Annotated in this window: 16 protein-coding genes; 14 read left to right on the top strand and 2 right to left on the bottom strand. The window is 62.6% G+C overall.

Annotation, left to right across the window (positions count from 1 at the left end; translation table 11 throughout):
* From rplA to FJW08_RS19480, 6 genes are all read left to right on the top strand, one after another.
* Entirely contained in the window at positions 1-699 is a 699-nt protein-coding gene (gene rplA, locus FJW08_RS19505) for a 50S ribosomal protein L1 (protein ID WP_140811897.1), read from the top strand.
* Between the two features lie 411 nt (positions 700-1110).
* Positions 1111-1629 carry a 50S ribosomal protein L10 gene (gene rplJ / locus FJW08_RS19500; RefSeq protein ID WP_027146631.1) on the top strand — a complete coding sequence of 173 codons (519 nt, stop codon included), beginning with the start codon at positions 1111-1113 and terminating at the stop codon, positions 1627-1629.
* Positions 1630-1683: 54 nt separating this feature from the next.
* Entirely contained in the window at positions 1684-2061 is a 378-nt protein-coding gene (gene rplL, locus FJW08_RS19495) for a 50S ribosomal protein L7/L12 (protein WP_006202136.1), read from the top strand.
* 265 nt (positions 2062-2326) lie between these two features.
* Positions 2327-6463, top strand: coding sequence for a DNA-directed RNA polymerase subunit beta (rpoB, locus tag FJW08_RS19490; RefSeq protein WP_140765471.1), 4137 nt, complete (start codon positions 2327-2329; stop codon positions 6461-6463).
* Positions 6464-6593: 130 nt separating this feature from the next.
* Entirely contained in the window at positions 6594-10790 is a 4197-nt protein-coding gene (rpoC, locus tag FJW08_RS19485) for a DNA-directed RNA polymerase subunit beta' (protein ID WP_140620685.1), read from the top strand.
* Positions 10791-10873: 83 nt separating this feature from the next.
* Entirely contained in the window at positions 10874-11539 is a 666-nt protein-coding gene (locus FJW08_RS19480) for an O-methyltransferase (protein ID WP_140811896.1), read from the top strand.
* Between the two features lie 22 nt (positions 11540-11561).
* On the opposite strand, the gene FJW08_RS19475 is transcribed toward FJW08_RS19480, so the two are convergent.
* Together FJW08_RS19475 and FJW08_RS19470 are read right to left on the bottom strand one after the other, a co-directional pair.
* The gene (locus tag FJW08_RS19475) at positions 11562-12485 is read right to left on the bottom strand and encodes a Gfo/Idh/MocA family oxidoreductase (protein WP_181182978.1); all 924 of its coding nucleotides are present in this window, start codon (positions 12483-12485) and stop codon (positions 11562-11564) included.
* 144 nt (positions 12486-12629) lie between these two features.
* Positions 12630-12911 (bottom strand): transcriptional regulator, encoded by a 282-nt coding sequence (locus FJW08_RS19470; protein WP_140765477.1) that lies wholly within the window; start codon positions 12909-12911, stop codon positions 12630-12632.
* A gap of 465 nt (positions 12912-13376) precedes the next feature.
* On the opposite strand from FJW08_RS19470, the gene rpsL reads away from it, so the two are divergent.
* The 8 genes from rpsL (at position 13377) to FJW08_RS19430 (ending at position 19711) form a co-directional block, all read left to right on the top strand.
* Complete coding sequence (gene rpsL / locus FJW08_RS19465; RefSeq protein ID WP_006333356.1) at positions 13377-13748, top strand: 30S ribosomal protein S12; 372 nt, start codon at positions 13377-13379, stop codon at positions 13746-13748.
* Between the two features lie 57 nt (positions 13749-13805).
* On the top strand, positions 13806-14276 hold the full coding sequence (rpsG, locus tag FJW08_RS19460; protein WP_008875664.1) for a 30S ribosomal protein S7: 471 nt from the start codon (positions 13806-13808) through the stop codon (positions 14274-14276).
* A gap of 29 nt (positions 14277-14305) precedes the next feature.
* Positions 14306-16396 (top strand): elongation factor G, encoded by a 2091-nt coding sequence (gene fusA, locus FJW08_RS19455; protein WP_140811894.1) that lies wholly within the window; start codon positions 14306-14308, stop codon positions 16394-16396.
* A gap of 67 nt (positions 16397-16463) precedes the next feature.
* Positions 16464-17639: an elongation factor Tu gene (gene tuf, locus FJW08_RS19450; protein ID WP_013895701.1), complete on the top strand. Its 1176-nt coding sequence runs from the start codon at positions 16464-16466 to the stop codon at positions 17637-17639.
* A 69-nt stretch (positions 17640-17708) separates the two neighbouring features.
* The gene (gene rpsJ / locus FJW08_RS19445; protein WP_010909272.1) at positions 17709-18017 is read left to right on the top strand and encodes a 30S ribosomal protein S10; all 309 of its coding nucleotides are present in this window, start codon (positions 17709-17711) and stop codon (positions 18015-18017) included.
* A gap of 61 nt (positions 18018-18078) precedes the next feature.
* Positions 18079-18801: a 50S ribosomal protein L3 gene (gene rplC, locus FJW08_RS19440; RefSeq protein ID WP_023757978.1), complete on the top strand. Its 723-nt coding sequence runs from the start codon at positions 18079-18081 to the stop codon at positions 18799-18801.
* Positions 18801-19421 carry a 50S ribosomal protein L4 gene (rplD, locus tag FJW08_RS19435; RefSeq protein ID WP_015317984.1) on the top strand — a complete coding sequence of 207 codons (621 nt, stop codon included), beginning with the start codon at positions 18801-18803 and terminating at the stop codon, positions 19419-19421. Before rplC ends, rplD begins: the two co-directional genes overlap by 1 nt.
* Positions 19418-19711 (top strand): 50S ribosomal protein L23, encoded by a 294-nt coding sequence (locus tag FJW08_RS19430; RefSeq protein WP_010909275.1) that lies wholly within the window; start codon positions 19418-19420, stop codon positions 19709-19711. The genes rplD and FJW08_RS19430 overlap by 4 nt, the downstream gene beginning before the upstream one ends.
* The last annotated feature ends 2 nt before the right edge of the window (positions 19712-19713 follow it).

Genomic DNA, 19713 nt, shown 5'->3' with positions numbered 1-19713 from the left:
ATGGCAAAGATTGCAAAGCGTGTATCGAAGACCCGTGAAGGCATCGATCCCAACAAGGCTTACGCGCTCGGTGATGCGCTGAAGCTGCTCAAGGATCGTTCCTCGGTCAAGTTCGACGAGACCATCGAAGTCGCCATGAACCTCGGCGTCGACCCGCGTCATGCCGACCAGATGGTCCGCGGCGTGGTCAACCTGCCGAACGGCACCGGCCGCTCGGTCCGCGTCGCCGTGTTCGCCCGTGGCGACAAGGCTGAAGAGGCCAAGGCCGCCGGCGCCGACATCGTCGGTGCCGAGGATCTGGTCGACATCGTCCAGAAGGGCACGATCGATTTCGATCGCTGCATCGCCACGCCGGACATGATGCCGCTCGTCGGCCGTCTCGGTAAGGTGCTCGGCCCGCGCGGCATGATGCCGAACCCGAAGGTCGGCACCGTCACCACCGACGTCGCCGCGGCCGTCAAGGCCTCGAAGGGCGGCGCGGTCGAGTTCCGCGTCGAAAAGGCCGGCATCGTTCATGCCGGCGTCGGCAAGGTCTCGTTCGACGTCAAGGCGCTGGAAGAGAACGTCCGTGCCTTCGCCGATGCGGTGACCAAGGCAAAGCCGACTGGCGCCAAGGGCAACTACGTCAAGAAGGTGTCTGTCACCTCGACGATGGGCCCGGGCCTCAAGCTCGACGTCTCGACGCTCGCCGCGTCCTGATTGGACCATTTGGATCGGCCGCTCGAAGGCCGGTCCGTGACTGAATTCCGGGCCTTGGATTTATCCTGGGCCCGGTACCGGAAGCCGGAAGGCTTCCGGACATCCTGTCCGAGATTGCGGGCGGCCCAAATCTTGATTCAAGAGGAGGGCCTTAATTCATGTGGGCCTGCATGAGACGGGTGAAAACCGGACAACGGAGCAACAAGCTCCAATGAAAGGTTCGAACCGTGTTTGCCTTTTGTCTGCGCATCGCCGGCTTGTCCGTCGATGTGGCGAAAGGGGGCAGGATCCTCGAGCGTCGTTCGGGAGATCCGTTACTGGATGGCCCGGCCGGCAAAAGGCAACCCGACGCCTGTCCTCGAAAATGGGAATGTTCCCATCAACAGGACTGGGGTCAACTGGAGATAGGCAGTGGACAGAGCGGAAAAACGCGAACTCGTCACGGGCCTGAATGATGCGTTTTCGGGCGCAGGTTCAGTCGTCGTGGCCCACTATGCCGGTATCACCGTCGCGCAAATGAACGACCTTCGGTCGAAAATGCGCGCCGCCGGTGGCACCGTTAAAGTCGCGAAGAACCGTCTCGCCAAGATCGCTCTTCAGGGCACGGACTCCGCATCGATCATCGACCTGTTCAAGGGACAGACGCTGATCGCCTATTCGGAGGATCCGATTGCGGCGCCGAAGGTCGCGTCCGATTTCGCCAAGGGGAATGACAAGCTCGTCATTCTCGGCGGCGCAATGGGCACCACCTCGCTCAACGCCGACGGTGTGAAGGCACTCGCCACACTTCCGTCGCTGGATGAGCTGCGCGCCAGGCTGGTTGGCATGATCGCCACGCCGGCAACCCGGATCGCCCAGATCGTCAATGCGCCAGCGGCCTCGGTCGCGCGCGTCATCGGCGCTTACGCCCGGAAGGACGAGGCGGCATGAGGCCGTTCCTCGCTATCAAAAACACACGTTCGAACCTAACGAAGGAATACAACAATGGCTGATCTCGCAAAGATCGTAGACGACCTTTCGAAGCTGACCGTCCTCGAGGCGGCTGAGCTGTCGAAGCTTCTGGAAGAAAAGTGGGGCGTTTCGGCTGCCGCTCCGGTCGCGGTTGCCGCTGCTGGCGGCGCTGCCGCTGCTGCTGCCCCCGTCGAGGAAAAGACGGAATTCGACGTCGTCCTCACCGACGCCGGCGCTCAGAAGATCAACGTCATCAAGGAAGTCCGCGCCATCACCGGCCTTGGCCTCAAGGAAGCCAAGGACCTGGTCGAAGCGGCTCCGAAGCCGGTCAAGGAAGGCGTTTCCAAGGCCGACGCCGACAAGTTCAAGGCCCAGCTGGAAGCAGCCGGCGCCAAGGTCGACCTGAAGTAAGCGTATCAAGCGGCGGGCGGCCTCGCGCCGCCCGCCACTCCCTTGGGTGACCAGGGAGGCTGCGTGACGCGAGATGTACGAAAACCTCTTTCCTGAGGGCCGTAAACCGGCCTTCAGGAAACGGGTTTTCTCCCGTTTTAGCCGGTAGCCGCCAAGCAATTGGAAAGGCGGCCGGAGAACAGACAGAGAGCCGCCGCCCAGGTGGCTAAGTATGCAAGACGAACCGCGGCGAGGTTCGTCCCGAGTTTAGAGCTAAGGAGCGACGATGGCCCAGACCCAGACTTTCAATGGCCGCAGACGCGTACGCAAGTTCTTCGGAAAGATCCCGGAAGTTGCGGAGATGCCGAACCTCATCGAGGTTCAGAAGGCATCCTATGACCAGTTCCTGATGGTGGACGAGCCCAAGGGCGGACGTCCGGACGAAGGGCTGCAGGCTGTTTTCAAGTCGGTCTTCCCGATCTCCGATTTTTCCGGCTCCTCCATGCTGGAGTTCGTGAAGTACGAGTTCGAAGGACCGAAATTCGACGTTGACGAATGCCGCCAGCGCGACCTGACCTATGCCGCGCCGCTGAAGGTGACGCTGCGCCTCATCGTGTTCGATATCGACGAGGATACCGGTGCCAAGTCGATCAAGGACATCAAGGAGCAGGACGTCTACATGGGCGACATGCCGCTCATGACCTTGAACGGCACCTTCATCGTCAACGGCACCGAGCGCGTCATCGTCTCGCAGATGCACCGCTCGCCGGGCGTCTTCTTCGACCACGACAAGGGCAAGTCGCACTCGTCGGGCAAGCTTCTGTTTGCCGCCCGCGTCATCCCCTACCGTGGCTCGTGGCTCGACATCGAGTTCGATTCCAAGGACGTCGTGCACGCCCGCATCGATCGTCGCCGCAAGATCCCCGTGACGTCGCTGCTGATGGCGCTCGGCATGGACGGCGAGGAGATCCTGTCGACCTTCTACAACAAGATCACCTACAAGCGCGCCGGCGACCATTGGCGCATTCCGTTCAACGTCGAGCGTTTCCGCGGCCTCAAAGCCGTCGGCGACCTTGTCGACGCCGACACCGGCGAGATCGTCGTCGAGGCGGGCAAGAAGATCACCGCCCGCCAGGCGCGTCAGCTCGGCGAGAAGGGTCTCAAGGCGATCAAGGCGACCGACGAGGATCTGCTGGGCAACTACCTGGCTGAGGACATCGTCAACTACGCCACCGGCGAGATTTTCCTCGAGGCCGGCGACGAGATCGACGACAAGACGCTCAAGGTGCTGCTCGGCACTGGCGAGCAGGAGATCCAGGTCCTCGACATCGACCATGTCAATGTCGGCGCCTATATCCGCAACACGCTCGCCGTCGACAAGAACGAGAGCCGCCAGGACGCGCTGTTCGACATCTACCGTGTCATGCGCCCGGGCGAGCCGCCGACGCTCGAGACCGCCGAAGCCATGTTCAACTCGCTGTTCTTCGACAGCGAGCGCTACGACCTGTCCGCCGTCGGCCGCGTCAAGATGAACATGCGCCTCGAGCTCAAGGCCGAGGACACCGTGCGCGTGCTGCGCAAGGACGACATCCTGGCCGTGGTCAGGACGCTGGTCGAACTGCGTGACGGCAAGGGCGAGATCGACGACATCGACAATCTCGGCAACCGCCGCGTGCGTTCGGTCGGCGAACTGATGGAGAACCAGTACCGCGTCGGCCTGCTTCGCATGGAGCGGGCGATCAAGGAACGCATGTCCTCGATCGAGATCGACACGGTCATGCCGCAGGACCTGATCAACGCCAAGCCGGCGGCCGCCGCCGTGCGCGAGTTCTTCGGTTCCTCGCAGCTCTCGCAGTTCATGGACCAGACCAATCCGCTGTCGGAGATCACCCACAAGCGTCGTCTCTCGGCGCTTGGACCGGGCGGTCTGACCCGCGAGCGTGCCGGCTTCGAAGTGCGCGACGTGCACCCGACGCATTACGGCCGCATCTGCCCGATCGAGACACCGGAAGGCCCGAATATCGGTCTGATCAACTCGCTGGCGACCTTCGCGCGCGTCAACAAGTACGGCTTCATCGAAAGCCCGTACCGCAAGATCGTCGACGGCAAGCTGACCAATGACGTCGTCTATCTCTCGGCGATGGAAGAGGCCAAGCACCATGTCGCGCAGGCCAACGCCGAGCTCGACAAGAACGGCGGCTTCGTCGACGAGTTCGTCATTTGCCGCAGCGCCGGCGAAGTGATGATGGCACCGCGCGAAAACGTCGACCTGATGGACGTGTCGCCCAAGCAGATGGTGTCTGTTGCCGCGGCGCTCATCCCGTTCCTCGAGAACGACGACGCCAACCGCGCTCTGATGGGCTCGAACATGCAGCGTCAGGCCGTGCCGCTGGTGCGCGCCGAGGCGCCGTTCGTCGGCACCGGCATGGAGCCGATCGTCGCCCGTGACTCGGGCGCCGCCATCGGCGCCCGCCGCGGCGGCATCGTCGACCAGGTGGACGCTACGCGTATCGTTATCCGCGCCACCGAGGATCTCGACCCGGGCAAGTCCGGCGTCGACATCTACCGGCTGATGAAGTTCCAGCGTTCGAACCAGAACACCTGCATCAATCAGCGTCCGCTGGTGCGCATGGGCGACCGGGTCAACAAGGGCGACATCATCGCCGACGGTCCGTCGACCGAGCTCGGTGATCTGGCGCTCGGCCGGAACGTGCTGGTCGCGTTCATGCCGTGGAACGGCTACAACTACGAGGATTCGATCCTGCTCTCCGAGCGTATCGTTGCCGACGACGTCTTCACCTCGATCCACATCGAGGAGTTCGAGGTCATGGCCCGCGATACCAAGCTCGGTCCGGAGGAAATCACGCGCGACATCCCGAACGTCTCGGAAGAAGCGCTGAAGAACCTCGACGAAGCCGGCATCGTCTACATCGGTGCGGAAGTTCAGCCCGGCGATATCCTGGTCGGCAAGATCACGCCGAAGGGCGAAAGCCCGATGACGCCGGAAGAGAAGCTTCTGCGCGCCATCTTCGGTGAAAAGGCTTCCGACGTGCGCGACACTTCGATGCGCATGCCTCCGGGTACCTTCGGCACGGTCGTCGAGGTGCGCGTGTTCAACCGCCACGGTGTGGAGAAGGACGAGCGCGCCATGGCGATCGAGCGCGAGGAGATCGAACGCCTCGCCAAGGACCGTGACGACGAGCAGGCGATCCTGGATCGCAACGTCTATGCGCGTCTTTCCGACGTTCTCGTCGGCAAGGAAGCGATCGCTGGACCGAAGGGCTTCAAGAAGGGCTCGACGCTGTCCAAGGACACGCTCGACGAGTATCCGCGTTCGCAGTGGTGGCAGTTCGCGGTGGAGAACGAGAAGCTCCAGAGCGAACTGGAAGCCCTGCGTGGCCAGTACGACGACTCCAAGAAGGCGCTCGAACAGCGCTTCATGGACAAGGTCGAGAAGGTGCAGCGCGGCGACGAAATGCCTCCGGGCGTCATGAAGATGGTCAAGGTCTTCGTGGCGGTGAAGCGCAAGATGCAGCCCGGCGACAAGATGGCCGGCCGTCACGGCAACAAGGGTGTCGTGTCGCGCATCGTTCCGGTCGAGGACATGCCTTTCCTCGAGGACGGCACGCATGCCGACATCGTGCTCAACCCGCTGGGTGTGCCGAGCCGCATGAATGTCGGCCAGATCCTGGAAACGCATCTGGGCTGGGCTTGTGCCGGCATGGGCAGGAAGATCGGCGAGCTGATCGACACGTATAAGGCTGCCGGCGACATCAAGCCGCTGCGCAAGACGTTGGAAAGCTTCATGCCGTCCAACGACCGCAACGAGCCGGTCCGCGAATATGACGACGAGAGCATCGTTCGCCTCAGCGAGCAGATGCGCCGCGGCGTCTCCATCGCGACCCCGGTGTTCGACGGCGCGCATGAGGCTGACATCAACATCATGCTGGAGCAGGCGGGCCTGCACACCAGCGGTCAGTCGCAGCTCTATGACGGCCGCACCGGCGAGCCGTTCGATCGCAAGGTGACGATGGGCTATATCTACATGCTCAAGCTTCACCACCTGGTGGACGACAAGATCCACGCGCGTTCGATCGGCCCGTACTCGCTCGTCACCCAGCAGCCGCTGGGCGGCAAGGCGCAGTTTGGTGGCCAGCGCTTCGGCGAAATGGAGGTCTGGGCGCTGGAAGCCTACGGCGCCGCCTACACGCTGCAGGAGATGCTGACGGTGAAGTCGGACGACGTCGCCGGCCGCACCAAGGTCTACGAGGCGATCGTGCGTGGCGACGACACGTTCGAGGCAGGCATTCCCGAGAGCTTCAACGTGCTCGTCAAGGAAATGCGGTCGCTTGGCCTCAATGTCGAGCTGGAGAACACCAAGCTCGACGAAGCTCCGGTTCGACTGCCGGACGCAGCCGAGTAAAGGCTATGGCGCGTCGCGGAATGCCGCGGCGCGTCCACGAAATTCGACGGCCGGTGGGCCGACCACTCAGCGGGCATTCGGCCCGCGTTAGATGCAAGGGGTTTTCGAGGACCCCGAAAAGGAGAACGGCATGAACCAAGAGGTCATGAATCTCTTCAATCCGCAGGCGCCTGCGCAGGTGTTCGATTCCATCCGGATTTCGCTTGCCAGCCCTGAGAAGATTCTGTCCTGGTCGTTCGGCGAGATCAAGAAGCCGGAGACCATCAACTACCGCACCTTCAAGCCGGAGCGTGACGGTCTGTTCTGCGCGCGCATTTTTGGCCCGATCAAGGACTATGAATGCCTGTGCGGCAAGTACAAGCGCATGAAGTACAAGGGCGTCATCTGCGAGAAGTGCGGCGTCGAAGTCACGCTGTCGCGCGTTCGCCGCGAGCGCATGGGCCATATCGAGCTGGCGGCACCCGTCGCCCATATCTGGTTCCTGAAGTCGCTGCCCTCGCGCATCGGCACGCTGCTCGACATGACGCTGAAGGACATCGAGCGCGTCCTTTACTTCGAGAACTACATCGTCACCGAGCCCGGCCTCACCGCGCTGAAGGAGCACCAGCTGCTCAGCGAGGAAGAGTACATGATCGCCGTCGACGAATATGGCGAGGATTCCTTCACCGCCATGATCGGCGCCGAGGCCATTCATGACCTTCTGGCCGGCATGGACCTGGAGAAGATCGCCGGCGACCTGCGTTCGGAACTGGCTTCGACCACGTCCGAGCTGAAGCAGAAGAAGTATCTGAAGCGGCTCAAGGTCGTCGAGAACTTCATGGAGTCCGGCAATCGTCCGGAATGGATGATAATGAAGGTCGTTCCGGTGATCCCGCCGGACCTGCGCCCGCTGGTTCCCCTGGATGGTGGACGCTTCGCGACATCGGACCTGAACGATCTCTATCGCCGCGTGATCAACCGCAACAACCGCCTGAAGCGGCTGATCGAGCTGCGCGCGCCAGGCATCATCGTGCGCAATGAAAAGCGCATGCTGCAGGAAGCCGTCGATGCGCTGTTCGACAACGGCCGTCGCGGCCGTGTCATCACCGGCGCCAACAAGCGTCCGCTGAAGTCGCTGTCCGACATGCTCAAGGGCAAGCAGGGCCGGTTCCGTCAGAACCTGCTCGGCAAGCGCGTCGACTATTCCGGCCGCTCGGTCATCGTCACCGGTCCGGAGCTCAAGCTGCATCAGTGCGGCCTGCCGAAGAAGATGGCGCTCGAACTGTTCAAGCCCTTCATCTACGCCCGCCTCGACGCCAAGGGTTACTCCTCGACAGTCAAGCAGGCGAAGAAGCTGGTCGAGAAGGAGCGTCCGGAAGTCTGGGATATCCTCGACGAGGTCATCCGCGAGCATCCGGTTCTCTTGAACCGCGCGCCGACGCTGCACCGCCTCGGCATCCAGGCGTTCGAGCCGATCCTGATCGAAGGCAAGGCGATCCAGCTTCACCCGCTGGTCTGCACGGCCTTCAACGCCGACTTCGACGGCGACCAGATGGCCGTTCACGTGCCGCTGTCGCTGGAAGCGCAGTTGGAAGCCCGCGTGCTGATGATGTCGACCAACAACATCCTGCACCCGGCCTCCGGCGCGCCGATCATAGTGCCGTCGCAGGACATGGTTCTGGGTCTCTACTACCTCTCGATCGTCAACCAGAACGAGCCGGGCGAGGGCATGGTGTTTGCCGACATGGGCGAACTCCAGCACGCGCTCGAGACCAAGGCTGTGACCTTGCACGCCAAGATCAAGGGCCGCTTCCGCACGGTCGACGCCGAAGGCAAGGTTGTGTCGAAGATCCATGACACCACGCCTGGCCGCATGATCATCGGCGAGCTTCTGCCGAAGAACGTCAATGTGCCTTACGAGACCGCCAACCAGGAGATGACCAAGAAGAACATCTCCAAGATGATCGACACCGTCTACCGCCATTGCGGTCAGAAGGAGACGGTCATTTTCTGCGATCGCATCATGGCGCTCGGCTTTGCTCATGCGTGCCGTGCCGGCATCTCGTTCGGCAAGGACGACATGCTGATCCCGGACACCAAGATCAAGTTGGTGTCGGACACCGAGGCCTTGGCCAAGGAATACGAGCAGCAGTACAATGACGGCCTGATCACACAGGGCGAGAAGTACAACAAGGTCGTCGACGCCTGGGCCAAGTGCTCGGAAAAGGTCGCCGACGAAATGATGGCCCGCATCAAGGCGGTCGAGTTCGAGGACAATGGCCGTCAGAAGCCGATGAACTCGATCTACATGATGTCGCACTCCGGTGCGCGTGGCTCGCCCACCCAGATGCGCCAACTCGCCGGCATGCGCGGCCTGATGGCCAAGCCGTCGGGTGAAATCATCGAGACGCCGATCATCTCGAACTTCAAGGAAGGCCTGACCGTGCTCGAGTACTTCAACTCGACCCACGGCGCCCGCAAGGGTCTGGCCGACACCGCCTTGAAGACGGCGAACTCGGGTTACCTCACCCGTCGTCTGGTCGACGTGGCGCAGGACTGCATCGTCAACTCCGTGGATTGTGGCACCGACAAGGGCCTCACCATGCAGCCGATCGTCGATGCCGGTCAGGTCGTCGCCTCGGTTGGCCAGCGGGTGCTGGGCCGTACATCGCTCGACGACATCACCCATCCGGTGTCGGGCGAGGTTCTGGTCAAGGCCGGAACGCTGATGGACGAGCGTGACGTCGAGCAGATCGAAAAGGCCGGCGTGCAGTCGGTCCGCATCCGCTCGGCCCTGACCTGCGAAGTCAGGATCGGCGTCTGCGCGGTCTGCTACGGACGCGATCTGGCCCGCGGCACCCCGGTCAACCAGGGCGAAGCCGTCGGCGTCATCGCGGCGCAGTCGATCGGCGAGCCGGGCACGCAGCTCACCATGCGTACCTTCCACATGGGCGGTACCGCGCAGGTGGTGGATAGCTCGTTCCTTGAAGCCTCCTATGAGGGCAAGGTCGAGATCCGCAACCGCAACGTGGTGCGCAACTCGGACGGCCAGCAGATGGTCATGGGCCGCAACATGGCGGTGCTGATCCTCGACGAAGCCGGCAAGGAGCGCGCGACGCACCGTGTCACCTATGGTTCACGCATCTTCGTGGACGATGGCGACAAGGTGAAGCGCGGTCAGCGTATCGCCGAGTGGGATCCCTATACCCGTCCTGTCCTCACTGAAATCGAGGGCAAGGTGTCGTATGAGGATCTGGTCGACGGCATTTCCGTTCAGGAAACGGCCGACGAGTCGACCGGCATCACCAAGCGTGAGGTCATCGACTGGCGTTCGACGCCGCGCGGCAACGACCTCAAGCCCGCGATTGCCATCCTGGACTCCAAGGGCAAGGTCGGCAAGCTGTCGAAGGGCGGCGATGCCCGCTTCCTGCTCTCGGTCGAGGCCATTCTCTCGGTCGAGCCGGGTGCCCAGGTTCGCCCCGGCGACGTCTTGGCGCGTATCCCGATGGAAAGCGCCAAGACCAAGGACATCACCGGCGGTCTGCCGCGTGTTGCCGAACTGTTCGAGGCACGTCGTCCGAAGGATCACGCCATCATCGCCGAGATCGATGGCACGATCCGCTTCGGCCGCGACTACAAGAACAAGCGCCGCATCATCATCGAGCCGCACGACTCGACGCTCGAGCCGGTCGAGTACCTGATCCCGAAGGGCAAGCCGTTCCATCTCCAGGACGGCGACGTCATCGAGAAAGGCGACTACATCCTCGACGGCAATCCGGCGCCGCACGACATCCTGGCGATCAAGGGCGTGGAGGCACTTGCCTCCTACCTCGTCAACGAGATCCAGGAAGTCTACCGCCTGCAGGGCGTGTCGATCAACGACAAGCATATCGAGGTGATCGTTCGCCAGATGCTGCAGAAGGTCGAGATCACGGTGCAGGGCGACTCGACCTACATCCCGGGCGACCACGTCGACGTGATCGAACTGGAAGAGGTCAACGAGCGTCTGGTCGAGGACGGCAAGAAGCCGGCCGAAGGCCAGCCGGTGCTGCTCGGCATCACCAAGGCATCGCTGCAGACGCCGTCCTTCATCTCGGCCGCCTCCTTCCAGGAGACGACCAGGGTGCTGACGGAAGCCGCGGTTGCCGGCAAGACCGACATGCTGCAGGGCTTGAAGGAAAACGTCATCGTCGGCCGGCTGATCCCGGCCGGTACCGGCGGCACGATGAGCCAGATCCGGCGCATCGCCACCTCGCGCGACGAACTCATCATCGACGAGCGCCGCAAGGCCTCCGGTGTGGAAGTCGCCGAGCCGATGCTGGCGGACATGACGACCGCCGCGCAGTAAGCGGGACGGTAAAAAATCTCAGGTAACAGAAGCCGTCGGGGCAACCCGGCGGCTTTTTCGTTTTCAAGATCGGAGGAAAGCAGATGAACACGGAGACCTGGACGGCTGTCGACAACTACATCGTTTCCTCGCTGTTCGAGGCGGATCCCGTTCTCGAGGCGGTTCTGGCGGCCAACCGCGACGAGGGCCTGCCGGCGATCGACGTCTCGGCGGCGCAAGGAAAACTGCTCTCGCTGCTGGTGCGCATCAGCGGCGCGAAAAAGGTGCTCGAAATCGGCACGCTGGGCGGCTATTCGACCATCTGGATGGCGCGGGGTCTGCCCGCCGAGGGCAAGGTCGTGACGCTCGAACTCGATCCGCATCATGCCAGCGTCGCGCGTTCGAATTTCGAGCGGGCCGATGTCGCGGACCGCGTGGAATTGCGCGTCGGTTCAGCGCTCCAATCGCTCGCCGCACTCGGTGGCGAGAATGCCGGCCCGTTCGATCTCGTCTTCATCGATGCCGACAAGCCGAACAACCCGAACTATCTGTCCTGGGCCTTGCGGCTGTCGCGCTCCGGAACGGTCATCGTCTGCGACAACGTCATCCGTGACGGCGCCGTGCTGGATGAGGATGGCCGCGATGCCAATGTCGAAGGCGCACGCGCGGCGTTTTCCTTCATCGGCGGCGACAAACGCCTGGACGGCACCGCCATCCAGACCGTCGGCGCCAAGGGTTATGACGGCTTTGCCATCGCGATCGTCGACTGAGGCCAGGGGCACCCGGTGACCTTCAGTCGAAAAACGCTTCCACCACATTGCGCTTGCCCAGCATGAACGCGTCGGCCACGTGCTGGAGTGGCGCCAGGTCCACATCCGACGTTCGGGCGTGGACGATCTCGGCAAATCGCCGATAGAGCATCGGATATTCCGCTTCCGGCTCCTCGTGTCCGATATTGCCATCGACGGCGAGCTTCGAGCCGCCACCCGAGAGCACCATCTGTCCAGCATCCGTGTCGGCCAGGATGTCCCAGCTCTGCGGTCCGGTCTGCAACCAGTCGAGATCCATCGTCACATCGGATCCGTTCGCCGCGCGGAAGACGACCTGGGCCGCGATCGGTGCATCACGGTTCTCCGGAAAATCGAGCACGGCCGAGGTGATGTACATGGCCGGCAGGATGTAGGTTGCGATCGACAGCGCGTTGATGCCGGGATCGAAGACGCCGAAACCGCCAGGCTGCCAGATCCAGTCCTGGTTCGGGTGCCAGCGGCGCACATCTTCCTTCCAGACGATCGCCGCCGATTTGATTTTGGTCGAAGCCAGGAATGTCCGCGCCGCTTCCACCGCCGGCGCGTAGCGCGAATGCCAGCTGGCGAACAGCGAAACGCCTTGTTTCGCCGCGAACGCCTTCAGGTCCTCGACCTCGCTGACCGTGGCACCCGGCGGTTTTTCCAGGAAGACGTGCTTTCCGGCCTCGAGCGCCTTGCGCGCGGAATCGTAGCGGAACTGCGGCGGCATGCACAACGACACCGCGTCGAGTTCGGGAACCGCGCCAAGCATTGTCTCTATATCTGGGAAATTCGCGATGCCGTCGACCTTGCCGTGCCGGCTGGCCGCCGCGATCAACTGGTAGTCCCGATCCTTGGCCAGTGCCGGAAGGTGTTGGTCGCGGACGATCTTGCCGACGCCGACAATGCCGATTTTTATGGGCGAGATGGATGAGGACATGAGGCTCCGCCGGGTTTGGACGACTGCGCGTCTCTTAGCAGATCGGCCATGACGGGCAAGCGTCGACCATGCCAGCCATCCGAACGAATCGGCACTGCGGCGCAGGGCAGGCGAGGGGCATCACGCCTGCGATCAGATCGGCACGTCGAAGGTCACGATCGACACTTCGCCTTCGAGTGCGCCCTGGAAGGCCGAAAGATGCGGCTCATCGTCGGGCTCGCCCTCCATGTCGCCGATCTGGTCGAGTTCGGCTTCGGCGTAGCCTTCCGCCGCGAGCGATTCGAGCGCGCGGCGGACGGCCGAATCGTCATCGGGCGCCACCAGCATGACATGCACGCCTTCCGGCGTGCCGCCTTTCTTCTTCCACACCCGGCCGGTGATGATGGTGACCGGGCGTTCTTCATTGTCGTTCACGGGCCGATTCCTCCGCGGCGAGGGATTGTCTGTGTTCATGTGGCCATTTTCGCACGAAGCAAGGCCCCGCAACAACCAAAGGCCGGTCACTTTCTTCCTCGGCCTTGCAAAACGGCGAAAGAAAATTACATGCGGTTTTCGCATGGCTGCCAAGCCCCGGCTTCGATGCAATATTTGCCGCTGCGGGGTTGACGGTTCGCGGGCTTACGAGTAGAAGCCGCCCAGTCAGAACCGATGTGAGGCTCTCCCTTCCGAAGCGACACGCTTTGGAGTTTGCCTCAAACAGGGTTCGTTTTACGAGCGAAAAGACATTTCCGGCGTGCACGAAGCGGTTTCCGCTTCCTCTGCGATTTGTTCGGGCAAGACCGCGAGGCGCGGTTTGTGGCCCGAATTTGCGTATGGAAATGACGCTTTGAGCGAGCCTTGACCGGCACGAGACACGGAATTGAGAGACAAGAGGGTTTAATGCCTACCGTCAACCAGCTGATCCGCAAGCCGCGCATTGCGCCGGTGAAGCGCAACAAGGTCCCGGCCATGCAGCAGAACCCGCAGAAGCGGGGCGTCTGCACGCGCGTCTATACGACGACGCCGAAGAAGCCGAACTCGGCGCTGCGCAAGGTGGCCAAGATCCGCCTGACCAATGGTTTTGAAGTGATCGGTTACATCCCCGGCGAAGGTCACAACCTTCAGGAACACTCCGTGGTCATGATCCGCGGCGGCCGCGTCAAGGATCTTCCGGGCGTGCGCTACCACATCATCCGCGGCGTGCTCGACACGCAGGGCGTGAAGAACCGCAAGCAGCGCCGTTCGAAATACGGTGCCAAGCGTCCGAAGTAAGATTTTCCGGCCTTGGCGCTTTCCGGCGCAAGGCTACGAGATTGAGAGACAAAAGCCATGTCGCGTCGTCACAGTGCAGAAAAGCGTGAGATCAACCCGGATCCCAAGTTCGGCGATCTGATCGTCACCAAGTTCATGAACGCCGTCATGTATGACGGCAAGAAGTCGGTTGCCGAGACCATCGTCTACGGCGCGTTGGACCAGGTCCAGTCGAAGACCAAGCAGGAGCCGGTCACCGTCTTCCACCAGGCGCTCGACAATGTCGCGCCGCATGTGGAAGTGCGTTCGCGTCGCGTCGGCGGCGCCACCTACCAGGTTCCGGTCGACGTTCGTCCCGAGCGCCGCCAGGCGCTGGCGATCCGCTGGCTGATCGCCGCGGCCCGCAACCGCAACGAGACCACCATGGTCGACCGCCTCTCCGGCGAGCTGATGGACGCGGCCAACAACCGCGGCACCGCCGTGAAGAAGCGTGAAGACACCCACAAGATGGCTGAAGCCAACCGCGCTTTCGCACACTACCGCTGGTAAAGCGCGAACAGGACTGAGAGGCAGCTACGATGGCCCGCGAATACAAAATCGAAGACTACCGCAATTTCGGTATCATGGCGCATATTGACGCCGGCAAGACGACGACCACCGAGCGCGTCCTCTATTACACGGGCAAGTCGCACAAGATCGGCGAAGTGCACGACGGCGCTGCCACCATGGACTGGATGGAGCAGGAGCAGGAACGCGGCATCACCATCACGTCCGCCGCGACCACGACCTTCTGGAAGGGTCGTGATGGCAAGATGCACCGCTTCAACATCATCGACACCCCCGGACACGTCGACTTCACCATCGAAGTTGAGCGTTCGCTGCGCGTGCTCGACGGCGCCATCGCGCTGCTCGACGCCAATGCCGGTGTCGAGCCTCAGACGGAAACCGTCTGGCGCCAGGCCGACAAGTACCGCGTGCCGCGCATGATCTTCTGCAACAAGATGGACAAGATCGGCGCCGACTTCTACCGCTCGGTCGAGATGATCGGGTCGCGCCTCGGTGCGCAGGCTGTCGTCATGCAGCTGCCGATCGGCGCCGAGACCGAATTCAAGGGTGTCGTCGACCTCGTCGAGATGAACGCGCTCGTCTGGCGCGACGAGACGCTCGGCGCTGCCTGGGACATCGTCGAGATCCCGGCCGACCTCAAGGCGCGTGCCGAGGAATATCGCGAGAAGATGATCGAAGCCGCCGTCGAGATGGACGAGACGGCGCTCGAGAACTACCTCGAAGGCAAGATGCCGTCGAATGACGAAATCCGTTCGCTGATCCGAAAGGGCACGATCGCGGTCAAGTTCTACCCGATGTTCTGCGGCTCGGCCTTCAAGAACAAGGGCGTGCAGCCGCTGCTCGACGCCGTTGTCGAATACCTGCCGTCGCCGGCCGACGTTCCCGCCATCAAGGGTGTCGATGCCAAGACCGACGCCGAGATCGAGCGTCATGCGGACGACAACGAGCCGCTGTCGATGCTTGCCTTCAAGATCATGAACGACCCCTTCGTCGGTTCGCTGACCTTTGCCCGCATCTATTCGGGCAAGCTCTCCAAGGGCGTCTCTGTCGACAACACCGTGAAGGGCAAGAAGGAGCGCATCGGCCGCATGCTGCAGATGCATGCGAATTCGCGCGCCGACGTCGAAGAAGCTTTCGCCGGCGACATCGTCGCTCTGGCTGGCCTGAAGGACACGACCACCGGCGACACGCTGTGCGATCCGCTGCACCCGGTCATCCTCGAGCGCATGGAATTCCCCGATCCGGTCATCCAGATCGCCATCGAGCCGAAGACCAAGAACGACCAGGAAAAGATGGGCCTCGCCCTTCACCGCCTGGCGGCCGAGGATCCGTCCTTCCGCGTCAAGACCGACGAGGAAAGCGGCCAGACCATCATCTCCGGCATGGGCGAGTTGCACCTCGACATCATCGTCGACCGCATGCGTCGCGAGTTCAAGGTCGAAGCCAATGTCGGCGCGCCGCAGGTGGCTTATCGCGAGACGATCACCCGCAAGCACGAGCAGGACTACACCCACAAGAAGCAGACCGGCGGTACCGGCCAGTTCGCGCGCGTCAAGGTTGTGTTCGAGCCGAATTCCGAGAGCGAGGATTTCGTGTTCGAGTCCAAGATCGTCGGCGGCGCGGTGCCGAAGGAATACATCCCGGGCGTCGAAAAGGGCATCCAGAGCGTCATGGGCGCTGGTCCGTTCGCCGGCTTCCCGATGATCGGCGTCAGGGCGACGCTCATCGACGGCGCCTACCATGACGTCGACTCCTCGGTGCTCGCCTTCGAAATCGCATCCCGCGCATGCTTCCGTGAAGCAGCGCCCAAGCTCGGCGTGCAGCTGCTCGAGCCGATCATGAAGGTCGAGGTAGTGACGCCGGAAGACTACGTCGGCAGCGTCATTGGCGATCTGAACGGCCGTCGTGGCCAGATCCAGGGCCAGGAAGCGCGCGGCGTCGCCGTCGTCATCAACGCGATGGTGCCGCTCGCCAACATGTTCAAGTACGTCGACAACCTGCGCTCGATGAGCCAGGGCCGCGCGGCCTACACGATGCAGTTCGATCACTACGAGCCGGTCCCGACCGCGGTCGCTCAGGAAGTCCAGAAGAAATACGCGTAACTCGAAAGAGCTGCCGCGGTAACGCAATTCAAAGCCCGCATGGGCGAGCAGGAAATGGAGACATCACATGGCAAAAGGTAAATTCGAGCGCACTAAGCCTCATGTGAACATCGGCACGATTGGTCACGTTGACCATGGCAAGACGTCGCTGACGGCTGCGATCACCAAGTATTTTGGCGAATACAAGCGCTATGACCAGATCGACGCGGCGCCGGAAGAGAAGGCGCGCGGCATCACGATCTCGACGGCTCACGTCGAATACGAGACGGCCAACCGCCACTACGCGCATGTCGACTGCCCCGGCCACGCCGACTATGTGAAGAACATGATCACCGGTGCCGCGCAGATGGACGGCGCGATCCTGGTGGTGTCGGCCGCCGACGGCCCGATGCCGCAGACCCGCGAGCACATCCTGCTTGCCCGTCAGGTCGGCGTGCCGTCGATCGTGGTGTTCCTGAACAAGGTCGACCAGGTTGACGACGCCGAGCTGCTCGAACTGGTCGAGCTCGAGGTTCGCGAATTGCTGTCGAAGAACGAATTCCCCGGCGACGACATTCCGATCGTCAAGGGTTCGGCGCTGGCAGCGCTCGAGGATTCGAACAAGACGATCGGCGAGGACGCGATCCGCGAGCTGATGGCTCAGGTCGACGCCTACATCCCGACGCCGGTTCGTCCGCTCGACAAGCCGTTCCTGATGCCGATCGAGGACGTGTTCTCGATCTCGGGCCGTGGCACGGTCGTGACCGGCCGCGTCGAGCGCGGCGTGGTCAAGGTCGGCGAGGAGCTGGAAATCATCGGCATCCGTCCGACGACCAAGACGACCTGCACGGGTGTGGAAATGTTCCGCAAGCTGCTCGATCAGGGCCAGGCTGGCGACAACATCGGCGCGCTGCTGCGCGGTGTCGACCGTGAAGGTGTCGAGCGCGGCCAGGTTCTGGCCAAGCCCGGCACGGTGAAGCCGCACAAGAAGTTCGTGGCCGAAGCCTACATCCTGACCAAGGACGAAGGTGGCCGTCACACGCCGTTCTTCACCAACTACCGTCCGCAGTTCTACTTCCGCACGACCGACGTGACCGGCATCGTGTCGCTGCCGGAAGGCACCGAGATGGTGATGCCTGGCGACAACATCACGGTCGATGTCGAGCTGATCGTGCCGATCGCCATGGAAGAGAAGCTGCGCTTCGCCATCCGTGAAGGCGGCCGCACCGTCGGTGCCGGCATCGTCGTCACCATCAAAGAGTAATTTGGACTTAAACCGATCTGTCGCGGGCGCCGGAGTTGCCCGCGCCGCGCCAGAACAAGGAAGTGACGCATGAACGGACAGAATATCCGCATCCGCCTGAAGGCGTTTGACCACCGCGTGCTCGACGCCTCGACGAAGGAAATCGTGTCGACGGCCAAGCGCACTGGTGCAAACGTCCGCGGCCCCATTCCGCTGCCGACGCGGATCGAAAAGTTCACGGTCAACCGGTCGCCCCACGTCGACAAGAAGAGCCGCGAGCAGTTCGAGATGCGCACGCACAAGCGTCTGCTCGACATCGTCGATCCGACCCCGCAGACCGTCGATGCTTTGATGAAGCTCGATCTGGCCGCCGGCGTCGACGTCGAGATCAAGCTCTAAGGGAATGAGAGCGCGGTAAGGGGCGGTGTCCCTGGCCCGGAACTCTAAAGGAATTGAACCGATGCGTTCAGGTGTGATTGCAAAGAAGGTGGGAATGACCCGCATCTATAATGATGCCGGGGAACATGTTCCCGTCACCGTTCTCCAGATGGAGAACTGCCAGGTCGTGGCACAGCGCACGCAGGAGAAGAATGGCTACACTGCCGTTCAGCTCGGCGTTGGCCTCGCCAAGGTGAAGAACACGTCGAAGGCGATGCGCGGCCATTTCGCGACCGCTTCCGTCGAGCCGAAGGCGAAGGTTGCCGAGTTCCGCGTCTCCGCCGACAACATGATCGACGTTGGCGCCGAGATCACCGTCGAGCACTTTGTCGCCGGCCAGAAGGTCGATGTGACGGGCACGACGATCGGCAAGGGTTTCCAGGGCGTCATCAAGCGCCACCACATGGGTGGTGGCCGCGCGACGCACGGTAACTCGGTCTCGCACCGTACACACGGTTCGACTGGCCAGCGTCAGGACCCGGGCAAGGTGTTCAAGGGCAAGCATATGGCTGGCCACATGGGCGACACCCGCGTCACCACGCAGAATGTCGAGATCGTCTCGACCGACGCCGACCGCGGCCTGATCCTGATCCGCGGAGCGGTTCCCGGATCGAAGGGCGCCTGGATCCTGGTCCGCGACGCGGCCAAGGTGGCGCTGCCGGCCAATGCGCCGAAGCCCGCCGCGATCCGCGCTGTTGCGGCAGCTGCGAAGAACGAGGCTCCGGCCACAGAGGGAGCGGAATAATGGATCTCAAGATCACAACGCTCGGCGGTAAAGACGCCGGCAAGGTGGAACTTTCCGACGGAATTTTCGGCCTTGATCCGCGCGAGGACATCCTGCAGCGCGTCGTGCGCTGGCAGCTTGCCAAGAAGCAGCAGGGCACGCACAAGGCCAAGGGCCGCGCCGAAATCGCGCGCACCGGCGCCAAAATGTACAAGCAGAAGGGTACGGGCCGCGCTCGTCACCACTCGGCACGCGCTCCGCAGTTCCGCGGCGGCGGCAAGGCCCACGGCCCGGTCGTTCGCAGCCATGAGCACGAACTGCCCAAGAAGGTTCGTGCGCTTGGCCTCAAGCATGCTCTCTCGGCCAAGGCCAAGAGCGCGTCGATCATCATCATCGACGAGTTGAAGCTGACCGAGGCCAAGACGAAGGCGCTGATCGCGAATTTCGCGACGCTGGGCCTGACCAACGCCTTGGTGATTGGCGGCGCCGAGCTTGACAAGAACTTCAAGCTGGCAGCCACCAACATCCCCAACATCGACGTGCTGCCCATCCAGGGCATCAACGTCTACGACATTCTGCGCCGCGGCACGCTGGTCCTTTCGAAGGCCGCCGTCGAGGCTCTCGAGGAGCGCTTTAAATGACCGACCTTCGTCACTACGACGTGATCGTCTCGCCGGCGATCACCGAAAAGTCGACCATGGCCTCCGAGCAGAACCAGGTCGTCTTCAACGTCGCCAAGAAGGCGTCGAAGCCAGAAATCAAGGCCGCCGTCGAAGCGCTGTTCGGCGTCAAGGTGATGGCCGTGAACACGCTTGTCCGCAAGGGCAAGATCAAGCGCTTCCGCGGCACGATCGGCCGCCAGAGCGACGTCAAGAAGGCGATCGTGACGCTGGCCGACGGCCAGTCGATCGACGTCGCGACGGGTCTCTGAGC

Origin of the sequence: Mesorhizobium sp. B3-2-1 (assembly GCF_006439515.1) — a bacterium.
Lineage (GTDB): Bacteria > Pseudomonadota > Alphaproteobacteria > Rhizobiales > Rhizobiaceae > Mesorhizobium.
This window is presented reverse-complemented; position numbering and strand designations above follow the sequence as displayed.

Bases quoted from the DNA above. Each gene is read 5' to 3' on its own strand.
- rpsL (WP_006333356.1), top strand. From the start codon at position 13,377: ATGCCTACCGTCAACCAGCTGATCCGCAAGCCGCGCATTGCGCCGGTG.
- rpsG (WP_008875664.1), top strand. From the start codon at position 13,806: ATGTCGCGTCGTCACAGTGCAGAAAAGCGTGAGATCAACCCGGATCCC.
- fusA (WP_140811894.1), top strand. From the start codon at position 14,306: ATGGCCCGCGAATACAAAATCGAAGACTACCGCAATTTCGGTATCATG.
- rplA (WP_140811897.1), top strand. From the start codon at position 1: ATGGCAAAGATTGCAAAGCGTGTATCGAAGACCCGTGAAGGCATCGAT.
- rplD (WP_015317984.1), top strand. From the start codon at position 18,801: ATGGATCTCAAGATCACAACGCTCGGCGGTAAAGACGCCGGCAAGGTG.
- rpoC (WP_140620685.1), top strand. From the start codon at position 6,594: ATGAACCAAGAGGTCATGAATCTCTTCAATCCGCAGGCGCCTGCGCAG.
- rplC (WP_023757978.1), top strand. From the start codon at position 18,079: ATGCGTTCAGGTGTGATTGCAAAGAAGGTGGGAATGACCCGCATCTAT.
- FJW08_RS19430 (WP_010909275.1), top strand. From the start codon at position 19,418: ATGACCGACCTTCGTCACTACGACGTGATCGTCTCGCCGGCGATCACC.
- rplL (WP_006202136.1), top strand. From the start codon at position 1,684: ATGGCTGATCTCGCAAAGATCGTAGACGACCTTTCGAAGCTGACCGTC.
- rpsJ (WP_010909272.1), top strand. From the start codon at position 17,709: ATGAACGGACAGAATATCCGCATCCGCCTGAAGGCGTTTGACCACCGC.
- FJW08_RS19480 (WP_140811896.1), top strand. From the start codon at position 10,874: ATGAACACGGAGACCTGGACGGCTGTCGACAACTACATCGTTTCCTCG.
- rpoB (WP_140765471.1), top strand. From the start codon at position 2,327: ATGGCCCAGACCCAGACTTTCAATGGCCGCAGACGCGTACGCAAGTTC.
- tuf (WP_013895701.1), top strand. From the start codon at position 16,464: ATGGCAAAAGGTAAATTCGAGCGCACTAAGCCTCATGTGAACATCGGC.